The following is a 20,176-nucleotide window of genomic DNA, read 5'->3' on the forward strand; positions in this document are numbered from 1 at the left end:
GTCTTTACTATATCTATATGTTCAGAAGGGTATTTATCGGTTTATTGCTGCTCGTGTTCACAGGACTGGTGCCAACCAGCTGCTTTTTCAAGTGTGACTTACCCGACTACGCTCTCTTGCGAGAGTTTAGTTTTGATTTATCAGAGCCCAATCCGAACATGCCGCCCTTTAATGTACCAGCACTTACGAGTGGGGCGCGCACAGCCGCGCCAGAGTTATTTGCCAGCATGTGGTTGCGCTATGATTACGTAGCTGTCGCGCCCATGAGGCCTCTATTTACGCAGCAGGCATTAGCCTTCTCTTGCGTGGAAGACTACGGCAGCAAAGGCGTGAAAGATCCGATAATAGACGTTACGCTCACCAGTACTGGCCTTTTCAATGGCATAGCCGCCGGGCAGTCGCTCAACCAGTTTGCGCGCTGCCGCAACCACCGCAACGTGCGTGACACGCTTGAATTTTCAGTGGTGCAACTCCCTGATTCAATTAACAGGTGGAAGGGCGATGATTTAAGTGGCCCCGTCAGCCTGCGCATCAGTCCCAAGCCCCGCGACAACGCTCAGCAGCAATTCGAGCTGCGCATCCGTCTGGAAAGCGGCAAGGAAGTGGTGCAGACTACGCCGGCAATAATCTGGGAGTAACTGGATGGGGGGCTTTTTTGGCGACCAATTGCAACTCGCGCGGCTTGGTTTGCTGGCAGCCCTCGTGCGCCGGGCCAAACCTCAGCGGTACTTCAATCAATATCCGCTTGCCTAAACTCAAGCCAGGATTTCCGGGTTATCTTTACATCCTGAATCCTGAACTTATGGCTATTACCCAAGAAGACGTACTGCGTGCCCTCAGCTACGTGGAAGAGCCCGATCTAGGCAAAGACCTGGTGACGCTCAACATGATTGAGGACGTGCGCATCGACGGCCTGAACGTCTCGTTCTCCGTCATTCTCACTACTCCCGCCTGCCCGCTTAAAGAGCTGATTCACAACGCCTGCGTGCGCGCCATCCATACCATGGTCGACAAAAACGCGGTGGTAAATGTGAACCTCACTTCCCGCGTGACGACCGCGCGGGCGGCCAACTCGGCTATTCTGAGCGGGGTAAAAAATATCATCGCCATTGCCTCGGGCAAAGGTGGCGTGGGCAAAAGCACCGTAACCGCCAACCTGGCTATTGCCCTGGCCCGCACCGGCGCCAAAGTAGGCCTGATCGACGCCGATATTTCCGGCCCGAGCATGCCCACTATGTTTGGCGTGGAGGATCATCGCCCCCACGTATTCCAGACGCCGGAAGGCAAAAACCTTATTCTGCCCATTGAGAAGTTCGGCGTCAAGCTGATGAGCATTGGTTTTTTGGCCCCCAGTGATAACGCTATTGTGTGGCGCGGCCCTATGGCTTCGTCGGCGCTCAAGCAGTTTATCTCGGAGGTCGATTGGGGTGAGTTAGATTACTTGCTCATCGATATGCCCCCCGGAACCTCCGACATTCACCTGACGCTGGTTCAAACCGTGCCCGTGACAGGCGCCCTCATCGTGACCACGCCCCAGAAAGTAGCGCTGGCCGATGCGCAGAAGGGCTTGCAGATGTTCCGCCAGCCCCAGATCAACGTGCCGGTGCTGGGCGTGATTGAGAACATGGCGTGGTTTACGCCCGCCGAGCTGCCCGACAGCAAGTACTTCATCTTCGGCGAAGGTGGGGGGCAAAAATTGGCTGAAAAGCACGAAGTACCCCTGTTGGGCCAGATTCCGCTGGTGCAGAGCATCCGCGAAACCGGCGACCAGGGCACGCCTGCTATTACCCAGGAAGGCACGCCCGCCGCAGCTGTATTTGAGCAGGTAGCCGAAGAAGTTGCCCGCCAGATTTCTATCCGCAACGCCGTGACGCCCCGCACGCAGGTTGTCGAAATGAACCGCTAAGGCAGGCAGTTCGGCCGTTTTCTCTCCTAACTCAGGCTACGGCCGAACTTCCCAACTCCGTCTTTGGTTGGTTCTTAACCAGCTAAAAACCTTACTTTTGTTCCGCTGATTTCTCGTTGCTGGATTATTCGTAATCAGCGAAATCATAGAAATCAGCGTTAATTTGCGATTCATGACACATTCTGTTGCCGTCGAAGAACATCCGCTCCTCTCCCGCATCGAGCAGGCCCTGGACACTATTCGTCCCTACCTGGCCGCCGACGGAGGCAACGTGCGCGTGCTCAACATCACCGACGATATGGTGCTCCAACTGGAGCTGCTCGGCGCCTGCGGTACCTGCCCCATGTCGCCGATGACGCTGAAAGCCGGCGTGGAAGAATCGGTGAAGAAAGCGGTACCCGAGATTCGGTCGGTGGAAGCGACCAACGCCACACCGATGGAAGAGCAGCCCGCCGGCCAAACCGGTCACCCTTTGCCCCCCACCCCCGTCCCTACGCCGCAGTTTTAGGTTTTACTGCTTGTACTAAACACGCCCCGCTCCTGCCGATTTCGGCGGAAGCGGGGCGTAGTGGTTTGGGGGATTTGGGAAGGTTATGTTTAAGACTTTGTGCTAAATCAAATCAAGGAAAAGTCAGAGAATAATGTCAATTTTTTTAATCTATTAATAGTACTTTTCAATTCCTAAATAGTCAATTAGGTCAAAAAACACTTCATTGAATACTAAACCCAATACGCCGCTTAGTCCTATACTTACTAGAAGTAATCGCGAAAAATATTTAGTCTTTGCATTATTACTCGATTTGACCACAGTGTAAATTCCAAAAGGAATAAAAATCATACAAATAGGAAGTCTAAATGCAGGACTCAACCCCCAAGCTCTTCCTTCTATAACGTAGGACAATGAGATAAATCCGAATATCACGACTGTAATCAGGAGTCCGAACACAATTTCCCTCATTGCAATTTCTTTATCCATAATAAGCTTAAAAGTGTCAATTAAAGCCATTAGTGAGATTATCAGCCCCCCGAGTAAAAAAGGCAGAATTATTATTCCCATTTTTATTTATTTTCAGTTAAAAATCTCATATTTATCGATGGTCTTTAATTTCTATTGACAATACTGGCGCGAGCTTGTAGCTCGTTCCTAACTTCAAAGTGGAAGTTATACCTCCACTACCGCAACAGCGGCAAACGTTGACCGTGCCGCTTAGAGAAATTCGTGCGGCGTGGTCGTTCTAGCGGGGAAGGCGCAGACTCCCAACATGACTGGTCACGAGTTACACTACGTTAAACTCGCCCCAGTTGGGAGGTTATAGCAGAAAGCCATTTTCTACTGGATAAGGCGCAGGTATATTTTCTTCATCCAACATTTCCCGCAGATCAATTTCTATAGTGCGGGCAATGGAAGAAATAGGCACATCATTATACGCCGCCTCAAACGGGTTTTCCGAGTAGTCGCCTATTCTGTCCACCAGAAAATACAACCAAATGATGACCGTGGAAAAAGGAATGGTAAGCCAGTAATGTAAAGCGCGTGATTGCTCAAATATGTCAAGCAGCCCGAAAGGGATAAGCGCACAAAAAATATACATAATCCATAGCCCGGTGGAGGCATACTGCCGGGGGAAAGGAAAATTTTTAATGCGCTCCGTCATCCCCTGCGCGTCATACAGACTGCCTATGAGGGTATGGAGCCACACATGCTTGTAATCGGATAATTGCCCGCTGTGAAATAAACGCTCGATTTCGCGGCTTTGGTTTTTCAAAATCTGGCTGGGAATGTTCGTGTACTTTTTGAGCTGGCTAAATTCCTCGGCCGATAAATAGGGCGCTATCTCAGGCTCCATTCCATCCTGGCACTCCTTTCTGAAGTTTGGCGTAAAATCCAGCTTTTCAATAGCCTCATTGTGCTCCCAGGTTCTTCCTTTTCGCATATTATGCTTGAGAGCCAGCAGCCAGGCCAAGTGACGATGGATGGTTGTTTTCTTCCATTCATTGCTTATCTCTTGCCCCGGCATGGTCAGGATGGCCGTCGCGAACGTGCGGCTGTCATTGATAATTTTCCCCCATATTTTTCTCGCCTCCCAGGTTCGATCGTAGGAACTGTTGTTTTTAAAGCTCAGGAAAAAGGCCACCGCAATGCCAATGACCGAAATGGGCTGCCAAGGCAAGGCAAAGGGAATATGCGTGGTTTCATACACAATAATTATCGCTGCGGAATAAAGCAACCCATACAGCAGCGATTTTCGCGACCACCGAATTGTCATCCACAGACTGTAATAGCGTTTTATGTACATCCTTTATCAATTTTGGCTTAAGCTAACGCTTGTTAAAATTCCTCCACTGGCGCGAGTTTGTAGCTCGTGACTCGCCTTGAGGTGGAGGTTGTACCTCCACTGCCGCAGCAGCGGCAAACCGAAACTGCTCCGCCTGGAAAAGTCCGGGCGGCGTGGTAGTTCTGGCGCGGCAGCCTCCCGGCATGGCTGGTCACGAGTTACGCGGTGCTAACCTCACGGCAGTTGAAGTCTTTATTTTGAGTAGTGTGATAAAATATCCTTTCTATCTTAGGAGAGGTTGCTTCGTTAAGTTTTATTACAGCAACAAGAGGGTCTCCAATAATCAACTCTTTAAAGTTAAAAAAATAAATTTCTTGTCTCGCACCTCCTTTATATCCTTCCAAGGAATAAGTATTGGGTCATGAAACAAATGAAATAAAAAGATGGGTTTTAGGTAAATGCCCTCACTGTTATACTTTAGTAGAAGTGAATTATTATAATTAGCGCTATTTATCGAAGCGGAAATCAATCCTATCCGCTTGCCAACAAATTCATCATTTGCTTTATAGTGTAAGACAAGATCACTCCAACCGAATTTGGAAATAATACAGGTAACAAATATCCATATGCTAATAAAAAATAGAGGAAAAAGGTAAATTATATTTTCCATTGACTTTCCTTATTGTTAGTCTGGTGTTAAATTCAATCAACATCTATATTTCCGCTAAAGAGAATAAACGGAGTAGCGGATGTCATACTTACAATGGCATGATAGAAACTGGTAATCCTTCCAAAACCTTAGCGGTATTTAACAGTAGGAGGTGTAGCCCAAGGTAGCCGGTTTCACTGGCTTCACCTAAACTTCAGTTCAGGTTGCACGCCCTTCAGCGAGTGGCTCTACCTTTGCCCCTCCTCCTACCAAGCATCCGCTCCATGGCCAACCCCAACGACCCCACCCTCCGCTCCTGGATTGATATTCCGCCCACCAGTGATTTCCCGATTCAGAATCTGCCGTTTGGCGTGTTTGAAACGCCGGAGCGAGGTACGCGCCTGGGTGTAGCCATCGGCGAGTATGTGCTGGATTTGTACGCAGTTTGTCAGTATGGCTTTTTTGAAGATCTGGACTTGGGGCCGGCTCAGCCGAAGGTGTTTCGGCGGCGGTCGTTGAACGCGTTCATTGCCATGGGGCGGCCTACTTGGCGGGCTGTGCGCCAGCGCGTAAGTGAATTGCTGCGCCACGACAATCCGGCTCTGCGCGAGGAAGAAGCGATGCGGGCCTGTCTGCTACGGCAGAGCGAGGTGGAAATGCTGCGCCCCGTGAAGCCCAACAACTACACCGATTTCTACTCCAGTATTGAGCACGCGACCAACGTGGGCACCATGTTCCGCGACCCGAATAATGCCTTGCTGCCCAACTGGCGCCACATTCCGATTGGTTATCATGGGCGTGCCAGCAGTATTGTGGTGTCGGGTACGCCGATTCGTCGGCCTAATGGGCAGCGCAAAGCTCCCGATGCGGAGGCACCTACTTTTGGGCCCTCGCAGCAGCTCGACTTTGAGCTGGAGGTAGCCTTTGTAAGTGGGCGCTCTACGGAGTTAGGCTCCCCGGTGCCGATACAGTACGCCGAAGAGCATATTTTTGGCTTGGTGCTGTTCAACGACTGGAGCGCCCGCGATATTCAGGCGTGGGAATACGTACCGCTGGGGCCATTTCTGGGCAAAAGCTTCGGCAGCAGCATTTCGCCCTGGGTCGTGACGCTGGATGCGCTCGAGCCCTTCCGCACGGCTGGCCCAGTGCAGGAGCCGGAGCCGCTGCTGTATCTGCGCCAGCTGGATGCGCACAACTTTGACATTAATCTGGAAGTAGCCATTCAGCCCGAAAATGCCCCCCAGACGGTGGTGAGCCAAACCAACTTCCGGCATATGTACTGGAGCATGGCCCAGCAGCTCACCCACCAGACGAGCAACGGCTGCAACCTGCAAGTAGGCGACCTCTACGCCAGCGGTACCATCAGCGGCTCTACGCCCGACTCGCTGGGCTCGATGCTGGAACTGGCCTGGAAGGGCACTCGCCCGGTGCCGTTGGCCGATGGATCTGAGCGCAAGTTTCTGCTGGATGGCGACACGGTAACGATGCGTGGCTTCGCAGAGAAAGACGGCGTGCGCGTGGGTTTTGGGGAAGTAAGCGGGAGGATTTTACCAGCAATCATTTGATTCTACGGTTAGATACCGCCACTTGGGTTACTTAGATTCTTTGGCCCAGTAAAACCCCGTTGCGGGCTGCCGTAGCGGGGTTTTGCGTTGCCGGCCAGCTATCTGGCTTCATTAAACAAAACCGAATTTGCGCTTAGCGAAGCCAGCGTGCGCAACTTTAGTCGGCGAGGTCAGTACTATCTACTGCCGACATAGGACTTTTCAGCAAGCACAATTCCTGAAAAAACCCTGGCGGTCCAGCGCCCCATTTACCACTCTCCAAAACCACCAACGTATGCTAGCTATGGAATACCGGGGCCCTAAAAGGGTCCGTGCCGTTCAAAAACCAATGCCCGAAATCAAGCATCCACAGGATGCGATTGTGCGGGTAACCCGTACCTGTATCTGTGGGTCGGACCTGCACTTATACAACGGCAACGTACCCGACACCCGTGTGGGTTCGACCTTCGGGCACGAGTTTGTAGGGATAGTGGAGGAAGTTGGCCCCGATGTAACTAAGATTAAGGTGGGCGACCAAGTACTGGTACCCTTTAATATTGCTTGCGGCGAATGTCACTTCTGCAAGCAGAACATGTTTGGCAACTGCCACGAATCGAATACCATGGCAACGGCCGTGGGGGCCATTTTTGGCTACTCGCATACGGCTGGCGGCTTTGATGGCGGCCAGGCAGAATATGCTCGCGTACCTTATGCCAACGTAGGCCCAACGGTTATTCCGGCCGGCATGGACCCGGATGATGCTGTGCTGCTCACGGACGTAGTGCCCACCGGCTACCAAGCAGCCGAAATGGCGGGTATTCAGCAAGGCGATACAGTACTGGTATTTGGTGCTGGCCCGGTTGGTATTATGGCGGCCCGCTGTGCGTGGCTGTTTGGCGCCGGCCGTGTTATTGTGCTCGATAATGTTGACTACCGCTTAGAATTCGTGCGTGATTATGCCCCTTGCGAGGTGTATAACTTCGATGAGATCGGCGACCCGGTGCTGTTTATCAAGAAAATAACCGACTGGATGGGTGCCGACTGCGTGATTGACGCCGTCGGGGCCGAAGCATCCGGCGACCCTATGCAGACCATTACGGGTCGTAAAGGATTGCTTCAGGCTGGTTCGGCCACGGCGCTGCACTGGGCTATCAACTCCGCGAAGAAAGGCGGCGTTGTGTCGGTTGTGGGCGTGTACGGCCCCACCGATAACCTGGTGCCCATCGGGAATATGATGAACAAAGGCCTCACCATGCGGGGCAACCAGACCTCAGTGAAGCGCCTGCTGCCGCGCCTGATTGATCATGTGATGAACGGCACGCTCAACCCAAAAGCAATTATTACCCACCGCATTCCGCTGGAGGAAGTAGCCGACGGCTACCGTATGTTCTCCGCGAAGCTGGATAATTGCATCAAGACTGTTATGATTCCCCCATCCGCTAACAAGTAAAGCCGACTGATCATGGAAAATACGATAAAGGATTACAAGCAGATTAAAGGCTGGGGTGTAGATGCGGACCCAAAGAACGACCCTACCTACCCCATGCGAAATCGGATGAACGTGTCGCAGGACCCTGACAGCCACTCGCACCCCACGCCGATGCAGCATGATGATACGGAGGTGCTGAAGTCGAATGAGCGGCCCCGCGTAACGACCGTTTATGGAACTACCGTGCCGCCCGGTGGGCTGAGCGGCATGATCCGGCGCTTCGCCTTCAACTACAGCGAAAATGAATATCGCCACTGGCTGCCCCTGCTGGTTGCCGACCGCGTAAACGTGGTGGAAGGCATCCTGGAAGACTTCTCTAAGGGCACAATCCCGAATATTTTTGCCGAAAAAGGCTATGCCGTGGAGTGGAAGTACAACCGCACCGCCTTCGTGACCAAGATGGCTGCCATTGCGGCGGTTACGGCGGGTGTGGTGATTTTCCTGAGTTCCGATTCCAAGAAGAACAAGGGCTCACGCAAGATCAAGGGGTATAAGAAAGGCTACCGCGGTTATTCTGAAACGCACGCGTTGTAGAATTCCAAGTTGCTAAAAAAGCCCCCCAGAGCAGTTCTGGGGGGCTTTTTTATGGAGTTACCTAACCTGAGTTAAAGCATTATTACTTCTTTCCGGCAATAATTTCTTCTACGATGCCGGGGTCGAGCAAGGTGGTGGTGTCGCCGAGGTTGCTGATTTCGCCCTCCGCCACTTTGCGCAGAATGCGGCGCATGATTTTGCCGGAGCGCGTTTTGGGCAAGCCCGACACAATCTGAATCTTGTCGGGCTTAGCAATTTTACCGATTTCGGCCACCACGGTTTCAATAATGCTGGCTTCTACATGCGACAGTTGGTTGGGCTTCACGGGCTCGCCGCAAATAACGAAGGCATAGATGCCCTGCCCTTTTACATCGTGCGGGTACCCCACAACCGCCGACTCTACCACATAGGCGTTTTCGTTGATGGCATTCTCGATTTCGGCCGTACCAAAGCGGTGGCCCGATACGTTGATCACGTCATCGACGCGGCCGATGATGCGGTACAGTCCGTCCTTATCGCGGCGGGCGCCGTCGCCGGTGAAGTAGTAGCCGGGGTAAGCGCCAAAATAGGTTTGGCGGCAGCGCTCATGGTCGCCGTAGGTGGTGCGAATCATGCCCGGCCACGGATACTTAATGGCCAAATAGCCCTCCTCTTCGTTGCCTTCAATTTCCTTTCCTTCCTGGGTTAGCAGCACGGGCTGCACGCCGGGCAAGGGCTGGCCGGCGTGGGCCGGTTTGAGTGGAGAAATGCTCCCCAGCGCCGAAATCATGATGCCGCCGGTTTCGGTTTGCCACCATGTATCCACAATGGGACAGCGCTCCTTGCCCACGTGGGTATGGTACCAATCCCAGGCTTCCACGTTGATGGGCTCGCCCACGGTGCCCAGAATGCGGAGAGAATCGAGGGAGTAGCTGAGCACGTTATCAAGGGGCGTGGCCATCAGCGACCGGATGGCGGTTGGGGCCGTGTAGAAGATATTCACGCCGTGCTTGTCAATTACTTCCCAGAAGCGGCCCGCGCTAGGATAAGTTGGTACGCCCTCAAACATAAGCGTGCTGGCGCCACTCAAGAGCGGGCCATAGAGCAGGTAGCTGTGTCCGGTGACCCAGCCAATATCAGCGGTGCACCAGTATATGTCGTTTTCCTGCACCTGAAACACATTGCGAAACGTGTAGTCAGCCCACACCATATAGCCGGCTTGGGTATGCACCACGCCTTTGGGCTTGCCGGTGCTGCCGGAGGTATAGAGGATAAAAAGCATGTCCTCGGCGTCCATTTCCTCGGCCGGGCAGGACTTTTCTGCTTCCAATGCTTCCTCGTGGTACCACACATCACGGCCTTCTTCCATGTGCACGGGCCAGCCCAGGTGCTCAACCACAATCACGCGGCGCACGCTGGGGCAGGTTTCGAGCGCCTCGTCTACCACGCGCTTCACCGGAATCTGGCGGGCGCCGCGGTTGAGGCCATCGGACGTGAGCACGGTGGTAGCCTGAGCGTCGTTCACGCGGTCGGCAATGGCGGTGGCGGAAAAGCCAGCAAATACCACCGAGTGCACCGCCCCAATGCGGGCGCAGGCCAGCACGGCAATAGCCAGCTGCGGAATCATGGGCATATAAATACATACCCGGTCGCCTTTTTCCACCCCGTTATTGTGCAGCACGTTGGCAAATCTGCATACTTCCTGGTGCAGCTCGCGGTAGGTGTACCGAATCTGGCGAGTTTTGGGGTCGTTGGGCTCCCATATCAGCGCCAGCTTGTTGCCGCGCGTGGCTAGGTGGCGGTCGAGGCAGTTTTCGGTGATGTTGAGCTTGGCGCCGCTAAACCATTCATTGTGTCCCCCTACTAGGTCGGCTTTGACCACCGTATCCCACTTGCGGCGCCAGGTGAAGGGCTCGGCCACGTCTGCCCAGAATTGCTCGGGGTTCTCGACGCTGCGTTTGTAGGCGTCGGTATATTCTTCGAAGGTGCGGATGCGCGAATGTTGAGTGGGCATAGTAGGGAGAGTGTTATTTGGTTGGAAGTATTGTTCTAGTAGGGCTTACATTGCTTCATTTTTTTCAAAAGCCACACCTATCCCCCGCCGCTCCAGCCCGGCCCGAATCTCGTCCAGGATAAGAGGGTCGTCGATGGTGGAAGGTACGGTGAACTGGTCGCCGTCGGCAAGCTGACGCATGGTTTTACGCAGGATTTTGCCCGACCGGGTTTTCGGCAGACGCTTTACTACGAGCACCTGCCGGAAGCAGGCAACCGCACCAATCTGCGAGCGAATTACTTGTACCAATTCCTGCTCCAGGGCATCCTCCGCAATGGATTGGCCATCTTTCAGCACAACCAAGCCGATGGGCCGCTGGCCCCGCAGCTCGTCGGCAATGCCTAGCACGGCGCATTCGGCCACGGCCGGATGGGCGGCCAATAGCTCTTCCATCTCGCCGGTGCTGAGGCGGTGGCCGGCCACATTCATCACGTCATCTACCCGGCCCATAATGAAAAGGTAGCCTTCCGCATCGCGGAAGCCCCCATCGCCGCTGAGGTAGTAGCCTGGAAACGTCGTCAGGTAAGATTTGCGGAACCGCTCATCATCCTGCCAGAGCGTGGGCAGGCAGCCGGGAGGCAATGGCAGGCGCACTGCGACCAGCCCGGTAGTGCCAGCGGGCACCTCGTGGCCGGCCTCGTCCAGAATCTGCACATCGTAGCCCGGCACTGGGTGGCCGGCGCTCCCGGCGCGTGCGGGGGGCATTTCCGTCAGGCCAACTAACGTAGCCAGCATCGGCCACCCCGATTCGGTTTGCCACCAATGGTCAATCACGGGTACGCCCAACGTGTGCGCGGCCCATTCATACGTAGCGGGGTCGCAGCGCTCTCCGGCCAGGAAAAGGTAGCGCAGGCGGCTCAGGTCGTACTGTTTAGCCCAATTGCCCTCCGGATCTTCTTTTTTGATGGCCCGAATGGCGGTTGGGGCTGTGAACAACACACTGGCGCCGTATTCAGCAGCTATACGCCAAAAGGTGCCGGCATCGGGCGTGCGAACGGGTTTTCCTTCAAACAGAATTGTAGTGCAGCCATGCAGCAATGGGCCATACACGATGTAGCTGTGGCCCACGGCCCAGCCAATGTCGGAGCCGGTAAACATAGTTTCGCCGGGGGCCAGGCCGTAAATCGCGCTCATGCTGTACTTGAGGGCCACGGCGTGGCCTCCGTTGTCGCGCACTACGCCTTTGGGTTTGCCGGTGGTGCCGGAGGTATACAGGATGTAAAGCGGGTCGGTGGCGTGCACGGGCACGCAAGCCTGAGGTTTGGCCGTGAGCAGCTCCTGGTAATCAAGGTCGCGGCCAGATTGCATGTCGGCTTGCACGAAGGAGCGCTGGAGCACCACCGTATAATCGGGCTTGTGAGTGGCCAGCGCAATAGCCTCGTCGAGCAGAGGTTTGTAGGGAATAATCTTGTCAATCTCGATTCCGCCCGAGGCCGACACGATAACTTTTGGCTGGGCATGATCGATGCGTATGGCCAGCTCGTGGGGGGCAAATCCGCCAAAAACCACGGAGTGCACTGCCCCCAGACGGGCGCAGGCCAGCATAGCGACTACCGCTTCCGGTACATTGGGCATATAAATAATGACCCGATCTCCTTTGCCCACGCCCAGATCGCGCAGCCCGCCGGCGAAGCGCGCCGTAAGCTCCAGCAGCTGCTCATACGTGTAGCGCCGCTTGGTTTGGGTCACCGGCGAGTCATAAAGCAACGCCACCTGCTGCCCGCGCCCTGTTTCAACATGATGATCGAGGGCGAGGTAGCAGGTGTTGAGCATGCCGCCCTTAAACCACCGGTAGAAGCCGTTTTCGTCCTGCGACAGGATTTCCTGGGGTTCATCGAACCATGTCAGTTGCCGGGCCTGCGCGGCCCAGAAGGCGGCGGGGTCGGCGAGGCTGGCCGCGTGGGCAGCAGCGTAAGCAGACGGTTGGGGGGCATTTTTCATGGGAGTGAGTTATTACTCTTCCGATTGAGTGGGATTAACTTACTAACCAGAACGTCATGCAGAGCGGAGCGAAGCATCTCGCGTGTTTATCAGGATTAGTACTCAGACATCAGCACGCGAGATGCTTCGCTCCGCTCTGCATGACGTTCTGGTGTTATATGCTGCTGCATGACATTTCTTTTACACCTATTTTCCTACTCAGCGGCGGCGGTAGCTACCATTTCCTGCACTTTGCTTACCAGTTGGCGCGTGCTGAAGGGCTTGGGAATATAGAGGTCAGCGCCGGCTTCGTAGCCTTTTTGCACGTCGGCCTCCTTGCTTTTGGCGCTCAGGAAAATCACTTTCGTGCCTTGGCGATCGGGGTGGGCGCGCACGTGGCGGCACACTTGGTAGCCATCCACATCGGGCATCATAATATCCAGCAGAATAATGTCGAAAGCCGTTTGGTTGATGGCTTCCAGAGCCTCCGTGCCATTGCGGGCGATGCTGACGTGGTAGCCGTTTTTGCGCATCAGAAACTCCAACGACATCACGATATTAGGTTCATCATCAACGATTAAGATTCGGGGCTGTTTCATATAGAAAAGACAGATCGGGAGCGGAAATCGAGGTAAAAGCGGAGGCTGGCCGCACCGTGGGCTTATGTAGTTTGCGGTTACTTAATCTTAGGTTTGGGTGCCGGTGGGGGTTGGCTGCGGCGCATTGCTACCCGCCGAAACCGGCAGCTCAATAGAGAAGCGGGCACCCTGGTCGGGCCGGCTTTCCACCCAGATCCGGCCGGCGTGCAGCTCCACAATTTTCTTGGTTATGGCCAGGCCTAGGCCCGAGCCTTCGGGCTTGCGGGTAGTCTGGTTTTTGGCCTGAAAAAACTTATCGAAAATCAGCTCGTGATAGGCCGGATCGATGCCCTTGCCGTTGTCGAGCACGCTGATGCGCAAGGCTTCGCCCACGACTTCCGTAAGCACGCTAATTTGCCCCCCACCATCGGCGCGGCACGATTTGATGGCGTTGGACAGCAGATTGACCAACACCTGCATCAGCCGGTCGCGGTCGCCAGAAAGCAGCGGCAGATTCGGCGGCACCACCACATCGAGCCGGATGTGCTTGTCGCGCATCAGCTGGCCCACCGACTCGATGGCGTCGTTGATAATCTCGGCCACATCCACGGGGCCGTAGTCCAGCGTGGCCTTGCCCGATTCGTACTTTTCCAGGTCCAGCACCAGCGTAATCAGGCGGCTCAGGCGCTCCGACTCGCGGGTGATAGTGTGCAGGAACCGCAGGCGTTCTTCCTCCTCAATTTCCGGGTTATCACTCAGGATTTCCGACAAAGCCCGAATGCTGGTGAGCGGCGTGCGCAGCTCGTGCGTGACCGTATACAGAAACTCATCCTTGCGCATGTCCAGCTCCTGAAGCTGGGAGTAGGCGTCGCGCAGGTCGTCGGTGAGGCGCTGCAACTGGCGCGACTGTTTCTGAAGCTGGCGGTTGGCTTCCATTACCTGCTGTGACTCCTTCAGAATGCCCACCACATTATCGAAGCTGATTTCCTCCACCCCCACCGCCGACGACAGCAGCAGCCGCGCCGAGGCCGGGCCGATACTACCGGCCAGCAGCTTTTCGGCATAGGCTACCAAGCGCGGATCGGCTTGGGGGGCAATTGTGTCAGCCAATTGGTTGTCGGCATCGGGGAAGCGCTCGGAGAAGGCGTGCAGGGCCTGGGCGGTTCGTTTTTTTCCCAGAAAGCCGGTGAGCAAAGCCCGCAGATCGGGCAGCGGAGCCGCCGAGCTGGGCCAGCCGCTGGGGCCTTCAAATACGGTGCGGTAGCGGAAAACGTCCACGAATACATCGGCCTGGCGCTCTTCCAAGGCCGTGGGCCGGCCCGCCAACGAAACCCCTACGTAGAGGCCCACATTGAAAAACCAGCTCCAGAAGAGTCCGTGCGAGAGATAATCCAGGTCAGTGAGGCCGAACAAGGCGAAAGGCCGGAGCCAGCTTTGCCCGAACAAGCCCTCGGTCAGCAGGCTCTCGGGCAGCAGCCCCGGCCCTACCATCGTGGGCATGACAAGGGTGAAAAACCACACAAGAAAGCCCCCCAGAATGCCCGCCGTCGCGCCCTGATGGGTGCCGCCTTTCCAGTACAGGCTTCCCAGCACCACGGGCAGAAACTGCGCTACCGCCGCAAACGACACCAGCCCAATATTCACCAGCGGCAGCAAATGGCCCACAAAAATATAGTAGCCATAGGCCAGCAGCAGCACCAGTATCACGGCCAGCCGCCGGCTTTGCAGCGCCACCTGACTCAGGTAAGCAAACCAATGCGTACGCACCTCGGAGCGGGCGGCGGGCACGCGCACCAGCAATGGCATGAGCAGGTTGTTGCTCATCATCACGCTCAGGGCGATGGTCTCGACGATAATCATGCTGCTGGCCGCCGATAAGCCCCCCAGGTAGGTGAACATGGCCAGCCAGCGCTGGCCCGCGTTCAGGGGCAAGGCCAGCACAAACGTATCGGCGTCGAGGCCGCGGCCGCCGTAGAGCAGTACGCCGCCGAACGCAATGGGCAGCACAAACAGGTTGATAACGATGAGGTAGAGCGGAAACAGCCACATGGCTTTGCGCAAATGGTCCTCATTCACGTTTTCGACCACCGACACCTGAAACTGCCGGGGCAGCAGCAGTATGGCCGACACGCTGAGCATGAGTAGCGTGAGCCACTGCGTAGCGCTGGTGCCCGCCCCGCCCAGCGTAAACAAGCGGCTCAGGGCCGGCTCGGCGGCCGCTTTCTCAAACACGTCGCCGAAGCCATCAAACAGCCCGAACGTGACGAATATTCCCACGCCTAGAAAGGCGATGAGCTTCACCAAACTCTCCACGGCCACGGCCAGCACCATGCCTTCGTGGCGCTCGGTGGCTTCCACCGAGCGGACCCCAAAAATGATGGTAAAAAAGGCCAGCGCTACCGTGGTGTACAGGGCGGAGCTGGTCGCCTCCCCGCCCGCAGCTACAATGGAGGTTGCCGCCGCTCCCCGAGTCATGATATTAAACGAGGCGGCTATAGCCTTGATTTGCAGAGAGATGTAAGGAATGATTCCCAGCACGCACACCACCGTGACGAGGGCACCCAAGGAAGCGCTTTTGCCATAGCGGGCCGATATAAAATCGGCGATGGACGTGAGGCGCTGCAAGCGGCAGATGCGAATGATTTTGCGCAGCACCAGCCACCAGGCCGGAGCCAATAATGTGGGACCCAGGTAGATAACTACAAACTCCAGCCCGTGGCTGGCAGCGTGGCCCACGCTGCCGTAGTACGTCCAGGCGGTGCAATACACGGCCATGCTCAGGGCGTACACGTAGGGGTTGCTCACCAGCGAACGGCGTTCTGCCGAACGGCGCTCGGCCGCGTAGGCCACGCCGAAAAGCAAAGCCAGGTAGCCGAAAGAAAAGCCGATGATGAGCAGTTGGTTCATTTAACCGTTATCAATTAATAGTTAACAGCTGTACTGGAAGCAGGAATAAGGGAATTGGTGTAAAGCCTGAGTAAGGCGCAGCCAGCTTGTCAAGGCAACCCAACAACGCGCTCATTCGCGAGCATCCCAGTGTTAAATGCTGAATGTTACTTGTTAATTGTTCTCACCAGCCAGCCCGTGAGCATCACCAGTACCACCCAGGCCAGCAGCACATAGAGGTAGAGCACCGGAATGCCCCCCACCCGACCATTATGATCGAAAACGGCCAGCAACGGGTAATTGAGCAGCACCGCAAACAGCAAACCTAGAAACAGCAGACGCTGCCCGCGGCGGTGTTCGGCCTGCTCTTGGGGCGACATGGAAGCCATAAACGACCAGAAACATTTGAAGTGAAACCCTGTAAATGCAGCCCTACTCGACAGGCAAAAGGATGCGGGTAGAATGTACGCATTCGCTGATAAATGCCCCCCAGACACTAGTTAGGTCTGCTCACCCAACCTAAAAAGTCCGCCGTGCCACTGGCCCGACGGACTTTTACACGTTAACAGCGCTGGGCGTCCTGTTATCGAATTCTTAGTGCGTGCTGCCGGAGCCTTCCTCCATGAGGCGCACGTTGCGCACGTCTTTCATCAGCGCCTGCCCGATAACCCAGCAGATCAGGGCAATGCTGACCGGATAAATCAGGCCGGCAAAGCTGCTGTATTCTTTCCATATAGTGCCCTCGGGCTTGGTAGCGGCCCACAGGGTAAGCGCCGTAGCAATGAAAGGCACAAAGCCACCAAACACGCCATTACCAATGTGATAAGGTAAGGAAAGCGACGTGTAGCGCACTTTGGTAGGGAACAGCTCTACCAGGTAAGCCGCAATCGGACCGTAGGCCATTGTCACAAACAGGACGAGGCAGAAGGTCAGGGCAGTCATGGCCATCAGGTTGGGATTCAGCGACTTCATCACGGCAGGTACGGCTTTACCGGTGGCATCTACGGTAGCGGCAGTCACTTCTGTTAGCGGGCCGGCGAAGGCTTTAAGGCCGTAGAAAATGGGGATGGTAAATAGTGCCCCGCACAGCAGCCCCATCATGATGATTTTCTTGCGGCCGATGCGGTCCGATAAGCTGCCAAAATACACGAAGAACGGAGTAGCCAGCAGCAGGGCCGCGCACAGTACAATACTGGCGTCGATGAGGTCAAGCTTCAGCACGTTCTGCATGAAGGAATAGGCATAAAACTGGCCAGTGTACCATACAACGCCTTGGCCCATTGTAGCGCCAAACAGCGAAATAAGCACCAAACGGCGGTTTACAGGGTTCACGAACGACTCGCGCAATGGGCTCTTACTGGTTTTGCCTTCAGCCTTCGCTTTGGCAAAAAGAGGCGACTCGTGCAGTTTACGGCGGATATAGTAGGAAGCAATTACCAGGGCACCGGAGAGGAGAAATGGGATGCGCCAGCCCCACTCCTTGAAGGCTTCCTCGCCCAGGCTCTTACGGGTAATAATAATGACCAGAATGCTCAAAAACAGACCAGCGGTAGCCGTAATCTGGATGAAGGAAGTGAAGTAACCCCGACGGTTATCTGGCGAATGTTCAGCCACATAGGTAGTTGCACCGCCATATTCGCCCCCCAGGGCCAAACCTTGCAGCAAGCGCAGCAGCGTTACGATAATAGGCGCGGCAATACCAATTTTGTCATAGCTCGGAATGAGGCCGGTGATGAACGTGGCACCACCCATGATCAGCAGCGTAAGCAAAAAGGTGTACTTGCGGCCAATCATATCACCGATGCGACCGAAGAACACTGCTCCGAAAGGCCGCACGATGAAGCCCGCTCCAAAGACGGCCAGCGTACCCAGAATGGTGTCCTCGATCTTGCCCGTAGTGCCAAACAGCACCGGCCCGATGATAGCCGCCAGAGAGCCGAAGATGTAGAAGTCGTACCACTCGATGACGGTACCAACGGAGGAGGCCGTAATAACCTGCCAGATTTTACTTTCCGATACGGCGTTATTATCGTGCTCTACAGGCGCATCCGCGACAGCGCCGTAGCCGGGATTAACAGTATTTTCCATGCTGATTGGGGGGTTATGTTGTGGAGTATAGGGAAGTATCGATGGAGTTTGGAGGGAATCCGCACGCTGTCAAAGCGGCCGGCTGCACCAGCGTATTAAAGGGATACTTGGGTTTGGAGCGTGATTTCGGGCCGATAGTTCAGGTTGTTGATGTTCGTGAAGTCGGGCCGGGCGCGGTAGTTGAGCGTGAATTTGGCGTTGTGTCCGTCGATGTAGAAATTGGCCCCCGCATCGAAAATATTGACGTTTCTGGTTTCACCGTTGGAGCGGCGTAGCCCTTCGTAGTTGGCCAGCAAGTGGGAAGCGTATGGCTGCACGCGCAGCTTCGGCCCCAGCAGATTTGTGGGCAGCAGATAGCCGGCCTGGAGGTAGCCTACATTGCCGGTACCGGAGTGGGGCACGGCATTGCCACGGCGAACATCGGTGCCGTAGCCGGGGTTGGAAGCTCCGATAAACCGCACGTGGTTGGGGCCCATATTATAGTTGTAATAAACCCCATAGAGCGTAAAGGCGGTACCGGTTTCCTTGTTGATGGGCGTATCAAAAAACACATCGGCCGAGAACAGCGCGATGTCGCTTTTGGTCGTTTGAATGTTGTTGGGATCGGCAATCTGGGAGCCATTTACGATGCTGCTCGTGGGCCGCGACACCATGCCGTCGTTGTTGTAGAAGAAGCCTGCCCCAATGTTGAATACCCGCTTGGTTCCCAGGTAAGTGCCCACGTTGAAGGGCAGAAGGTTGGCCTCCTGATCCAGGAATTCGTAGCTGAAATAGCCTTGGTAGACGTGGTCGGTGCCCTGCGGATTATACTGGGCGGTATTGGTACCCGTATTTACGGCGGTCGCGCCCGTGCCTACTGTAGTACCCAAGCCCAACGGGGTACTTAGCGCCCCCGTCTGATTCGTAAGGAACGACTCGTTCACGCTTAGCACGTAATCCAGCTTGCCAATCCGGCCCTTGCCGTACACCCCGATACCGCGCACAAACTGGTCGATGGCTTCGATGGTAGGCCAGTTGGTGAGCGGCGCGTCCAGCGTGAGGTAATTGATGGTACTGGAGCGCGTCATGCGTGAAAGCCCGTTCTGGTAGTGCATACCGGCCCCCAGATTCAGGTATTTGTTCACCTTGTACTCCACTACCGCCTCGTGCACAAAAAGCTGCGGCTTTTTGGCGTCGGTAGCCGGGGCCACGCCGCCACTCACGGCTGTTTGGTTATTGATACCGATGTGGGTGTAAACCAAAAACCGCGGATTCAGCTGCGACAGCACGATAAAGCGGGAGCGGCGAAGGGCAAAATCAATCTGGTCGCTCTGGGGCTTGTTGGGCGCGCGCAAGGTGCCGGTATTATTCTCCGTGTAGCGCGTCCAGACCTGGTGCCAGGTGATAAAACGCAGATACTTAGAGCCATCGGGCGATAAGGGCACTTTCATACCCGCCCCGTATGGCACAGACTCCGTGGCCGTGGGCGTAGGTGGAGCGGGGGCCGGCGCTGCTGGCGGCGGGGCGGGTTGTCCGCCAACGGGTGGGGGCTGTACCTGGGCTGAAGCTCCAGCGGCAGACAATAAGGCACTGATGGCCAACGCGTAACGGGCGGTTCGCATAGGGTCTTGGATGGGTAAGAAGTGTGGGAACATCTACCCGAAACCAGAGCGATTCTCCGGTTCGGCCCAACCAAGTAGGAAAATCCTCGCAGCGAAAGCACACCCTTGCTATACTTCCGCTAAGTGCTATAGCTCTATACCCCTTTAAACCGTTCCCAACGAATCATCATGTACTTATCGCCTAGCTCCGTGACTACCAGCCCTGCTCCTTTCAGCTGCTGCGGGTCCTGAAAAAACTCCGCCAGCTCCTTCTGATTCAGTATTTTATACGTAGGGTGGTAGTCAGTCTGGCGAGGGGCTTTTACGCCGTATTTTTTCACCCAGTTCATCACGCTCACGTGGCTTACGCCCAGCAGGCGCTCGATTTCGCGGTAGCTAACTCCCTCCACGTACAATTGAAGCGCCTTGATTACATAGTAGGAATTGATTTCCCGCCCAACCTTCGCTACCGAGAAGTGGTAGCCACAATTCTTGCACTTATAACGCTGCCTGCCGCCCACAACCCCACTTTTTGTAGCCTCTGTGGTATCGCATTTGGGGCAGGATGGCTTTGTCATAGGGGGCTTTTCTCAGGCAGAAAAAGTATAAGCTATATCTATTTAGTAAAGATATATCAGATTAGCTAATTACATAGTAAACCAATCTATTTATAACTGTCTGCCAGCAGTCTACA

General features: G+C 55.2%; 16 protein-coding genes. 6 read left to right on the forward strand and 10 right to left on the reverse strand.

The window, feature by feature from the left end; genetic code table 11:
* Positions 1-17 precede the first annotated feature (17 nt).
* From IEW06_RS08610 to IEW06_RS08620, 3 genes are all read left to right on the forward strand, one after another.
* Positions 18-638 carry a hypothetical protein gene (locus tag IEW06_RS08610; protein WP_187732174.1) on the forward strand — a complete coding sequence of 207 codons (621 nt, stop codon included), beginning with the start codon at positions 18-20 and terminating at the stop codon, positions 636-638.
* 164 nt (positions 639-802) lie between these two features.
* Positions 803-1,906 carry an Mrp/NBP35 family ATP-binding protein gene (locus tag IEW06_RS08615; protein WP_187732175.1) on the forward strand — a complete coding sequence of 368 codons (1,104 nt, stop codon included), beginning with the start codon at positions 803-805 and terminating at the stop codon, positions 1,904-1,906.
* Between the two features lie 172 nt (positions 1,907-2,078).
* On the forward strand, positions 2,079-2,414 hold the full coding sequence (locus IEW06_RS08620; protein WP_188548065.1) for a NifU family protein: 336 nt from the start codon (positions 2,079-2,081) through the stop codon (positions 2,412-2,414).
* Between the two features lie 153 nt (positions 2,415-2,567).
* Here IEW06_RS08620 and IEW06_RS20700 read toward each other — a convergent pair whose 3' ends face one another.
* Both IEW06_RS20700 and IEW06_RS08625 read right to left on the reverse strand, forming a co-directional pair.
* Positions 2,568-2,912, reverse strand: coding sequence for a hypothetical protein (locus tag IEW06_RS20700; RefSeq protein ID WP_229743077.1), 345 nt, complete (start codon positions 2,910-2,912; stop codon positions 2,568-2,570).
* Between the two features lie 304 nt (positions 2,913-3,216).
* The gene (locus IEW06_RS08625; protein WP_187732177.1) at positions 3,217-4,203 is read right to left on the reverse strand and encodes a bestrophin family protein; all 987 of its coding nucleotides are present in this window, start codon (positions 4,201-4,203) and stop codon (positions 3,217-3,219) included.
* 912 nt (positions 4,204-5,115) lie between these two features.
* Here IEW06_RS08625 and fahA point away from each other — a divergent pair.
* From fahA to IEW06_RS08640, 3 genes are all read left to right on the forward strand, one after another.
* Complete coding sequence (gene fahA, locus IEW06_RS08630; protein WP_187734337.1) at positions 5,116-6,396, forward strand: fumarylacetoacetase; 1,281 nt, start codon at positions 5,116-5,118, stop codon at positions 6,394-6,396.
* Positions 6,397-6,670: 274 nt separating this feature from the next.
* Entirely contained in the window at positions 6,671-7,825 is a 1,155-nt protein-coding gene (locus IEW06_RS08635) for a zinc-dependent alcohol dehydrogenase (RefSeq protein WP_187732178.1), read from the forward strand.
* Between the two features lie 12 nt (positions 7,826-7,837).
* A complete protein-coding gene (locus IEW06_RS08640; RefSeq protein WP_223284561.1) occupies positions 7,838-8,398 on the forward strand; it encodes a hypothetical protein in 561 nt (186 codons plus the stop codon).
* A gap of 82 nt (positions 8,399-8,480) precedes the next feature.
* On the opposite strand, the gene acs is transcribed toward IEW06_RS08640, so the two are convergent.
* The 8 genes from acs to IEW06_RS08680 form a co-directional block, all read right to left on the reverse strand.
* Entirely contained in the window at positions 8,481-10,391 is a 1,911-nt protein-coding gene (gene acs, locus IEW06_RS08645; RefSeq protein WP_187732179.1) for an acetate--CoA ligase, read from the reverse strand.
* 45 nt (positions 10,392-10,436) lie between these two features.
* Positions 10,437-12,371 carry a propionyl-CoA synthetase gene (locus tag IEW06_RS08650; protein ID WP_188548067.1) on the reverse strand — a complete coding sequence of 645 codons (1,935 nt, stop codon included), beginning with the start codon at positions 12,369-12,371 and terminating at the stop codon, positions 10,437-10,439.
* 194 nt (positions 12,372-12,565) lie between these two features.
* Positions 12,566-12,949, reverse strand: a complete 384-nt coding sequence (locus IEW06_RS08655; protein WP_187732180.1) for a response regulator transcription factor — start codon at positions 12,947-12,949, stop codon at positions 12,566-12,568.
* Positions 12,950-13,036: 87 nt separating this feature from the next.
* On the reverse strand, positions 13,037-15,835 hold the full coding sequence (locus IEW06_RS08660) for a sensor histidine kinase (protein ID WP_188548069.1): 2,799 nt from the start codon (positions 15,833-15,835) through the stop codon (positions 13,037-13,039).
* 146 nt (positions 15,836-15,981) lie between these two features.
* A complete protein-coding gene (locus IEW06_RS08665) occupies positions 15,982-16,203 on the reverse strand; it encodes a hypothetical protein (RefSeq protein ID WP_229743078.1) in 222 nt (73 codons plus the stop codon).
* Positions 16,204-16,408: 205 nt separating this feature from the next.
* Positions 16,409-17,902 carry an MFS transporter gene (locus IEW06_RS08670; protein WP_187732181.1) on the reverse strand — a complete coding sequence of 498 codons (1,494 nt, stop codon included), beginning with the start codon at positions 17,900-17,902 and terminating at the stop codon, positions 16,409-16,411.
* Between the two features lie 95 nt (positions 17,903-17,997).
* Complete coding sequence (locus IEW06_RS08675) at positions 17,998-19,503, reverse strand: hypothetical protein (protein WP_223284562.1); 1,506 nt, start codon at positions 19,501-19,503, stop codon at positions 17,998-18,000.
* Positions 19,504-19,637: 134 nt separating this feature from the next.
* Entirely contained in the window at positions 19,638-20,060 is a 423-nt protein-coding gene (locus IEW06_RS08680) for an IS1/IS1595 family N-terminal zinc-binding domain-containing protein (protein WP_187311425.1), read from the reverse strand.
* Positions 20,061-20,176 lie beyond the last annotated feature (116 nt).

This window comes from Hymenobacter qilianensis, from assembly GCF_014638675.1.
GTDB classification, from domain to species: Bacteria; Bacteroidota; Bacteroidia; order Cytophagales; family Hymenobacteraceae; genus Hymenobacter; species Hymenobacter qilianensis.

Coding starts and splice junctions, on each gene's coding strand:
- IEW06_RS08610 (WP_187732174.1), top strand. CDS start 18: ATGTTCAGAAGGGTATTTATCGGTTTATTGCTGCTCGTGTTCACAGGA.
- IEW06_RS08615 (WP_187732175.1), top strand. CDS start 803: ATGGCTATTACCCAAGAAGACGTACTGCGTGCCCTCAGCTACGTGGAA.
- IEW06_RS08620 (WP_188548065.1), top strand. CDS start 2,079: ATGACACATTCTGTTGCCGTCGAAGAACATCCGCTCCTCTCCCGCATC.
- IEW06_RS20700 (WP_229743077.1), bottom strand. CDS start 2,912: ATGGCTTTAATTGACACTTTTAAGCTTATTATGGATAAAGAAATTGCA.
- IEW06_RS08625 (WP_187732177.1), bottom strand. CDS start 4,203: ATGTACATAAAACGCTATTACAGTCTGTGGATGACAATTCGGTGGTCG.
- fahA (WP_187734337.1), top strand. CDS start 5,116: ATGGCCAACCCCAACGACCCCACCCTCCGCTCCTGGATTGATATTCCG.
- IEW06_RS08635 (WP_187732178.1), top strand. CDS start 6,671: ATGCTAGCTATGGAATACCGGGGCCCTAAAAGGGTCCGTGCCGTTCAA.
- IEW06_RS08640 (WP_223284561.1), top strand. CDS start 7,838: ATGGAAAATACGATAAAGGATTACAAGCAGATTAAAGGCTGGGGTGTA.
- acs (WP_187732179.1), bottom strand. CDS start 10,391: ATGCCCACTCAACATTCGCGCATCCGCACCTTCGAAGAATATACCGAC.
- IEW06_RS08650 (WP_188548067.1), bottom strand. CDS start 12,371: ATGAAAAATGCCCCCCAACCGTCTGCTTACGCTGCTGCCCACGCGGCC.
- IEW06_RS08655 (WP_187732180.1), bottom strand. CDS start 12,949: ATGAAACAGCCCCGAATCTTAATCGTTGATGATGAACCTAATATCGTG.
- IEW06_RS08660 (WP_188548069.1), bottom strand. CDS start 15,835: ATGAACCAACTGCTCATCATCGGCTTTTCTTTCGGCTACCTGGCTTTG.
- IEW06_RS08665 (WP_229743078.1), bottom strand. CDS start 16,203: ATGGCTTCCATGTCGCCCCAAGAGCAGGCCGAACACCGCCGCGGGCAG.
- IEW06_RS08670 (WP_187732181.1), bottom strand. CDS start 17,902: ATGGAAAATACTGTTAATCCCGGCTACGGCGCTGTCGCGGATGCGCCT.
- IEW06_RS08675 (WP_223284562.1), bottom strand. CDS start 19,503: ATGCGAACCGCCCGTTACGCGTTGGCCATCAGTGCCTTATTGTCTGCC.
- IEW06_RS08680 (WP_187311425.1), bottom strand. CDS start 20,060: ATGACAAAGCCATCCTGCCCCAAATGCGATACCACAGAGGCTACAAAA.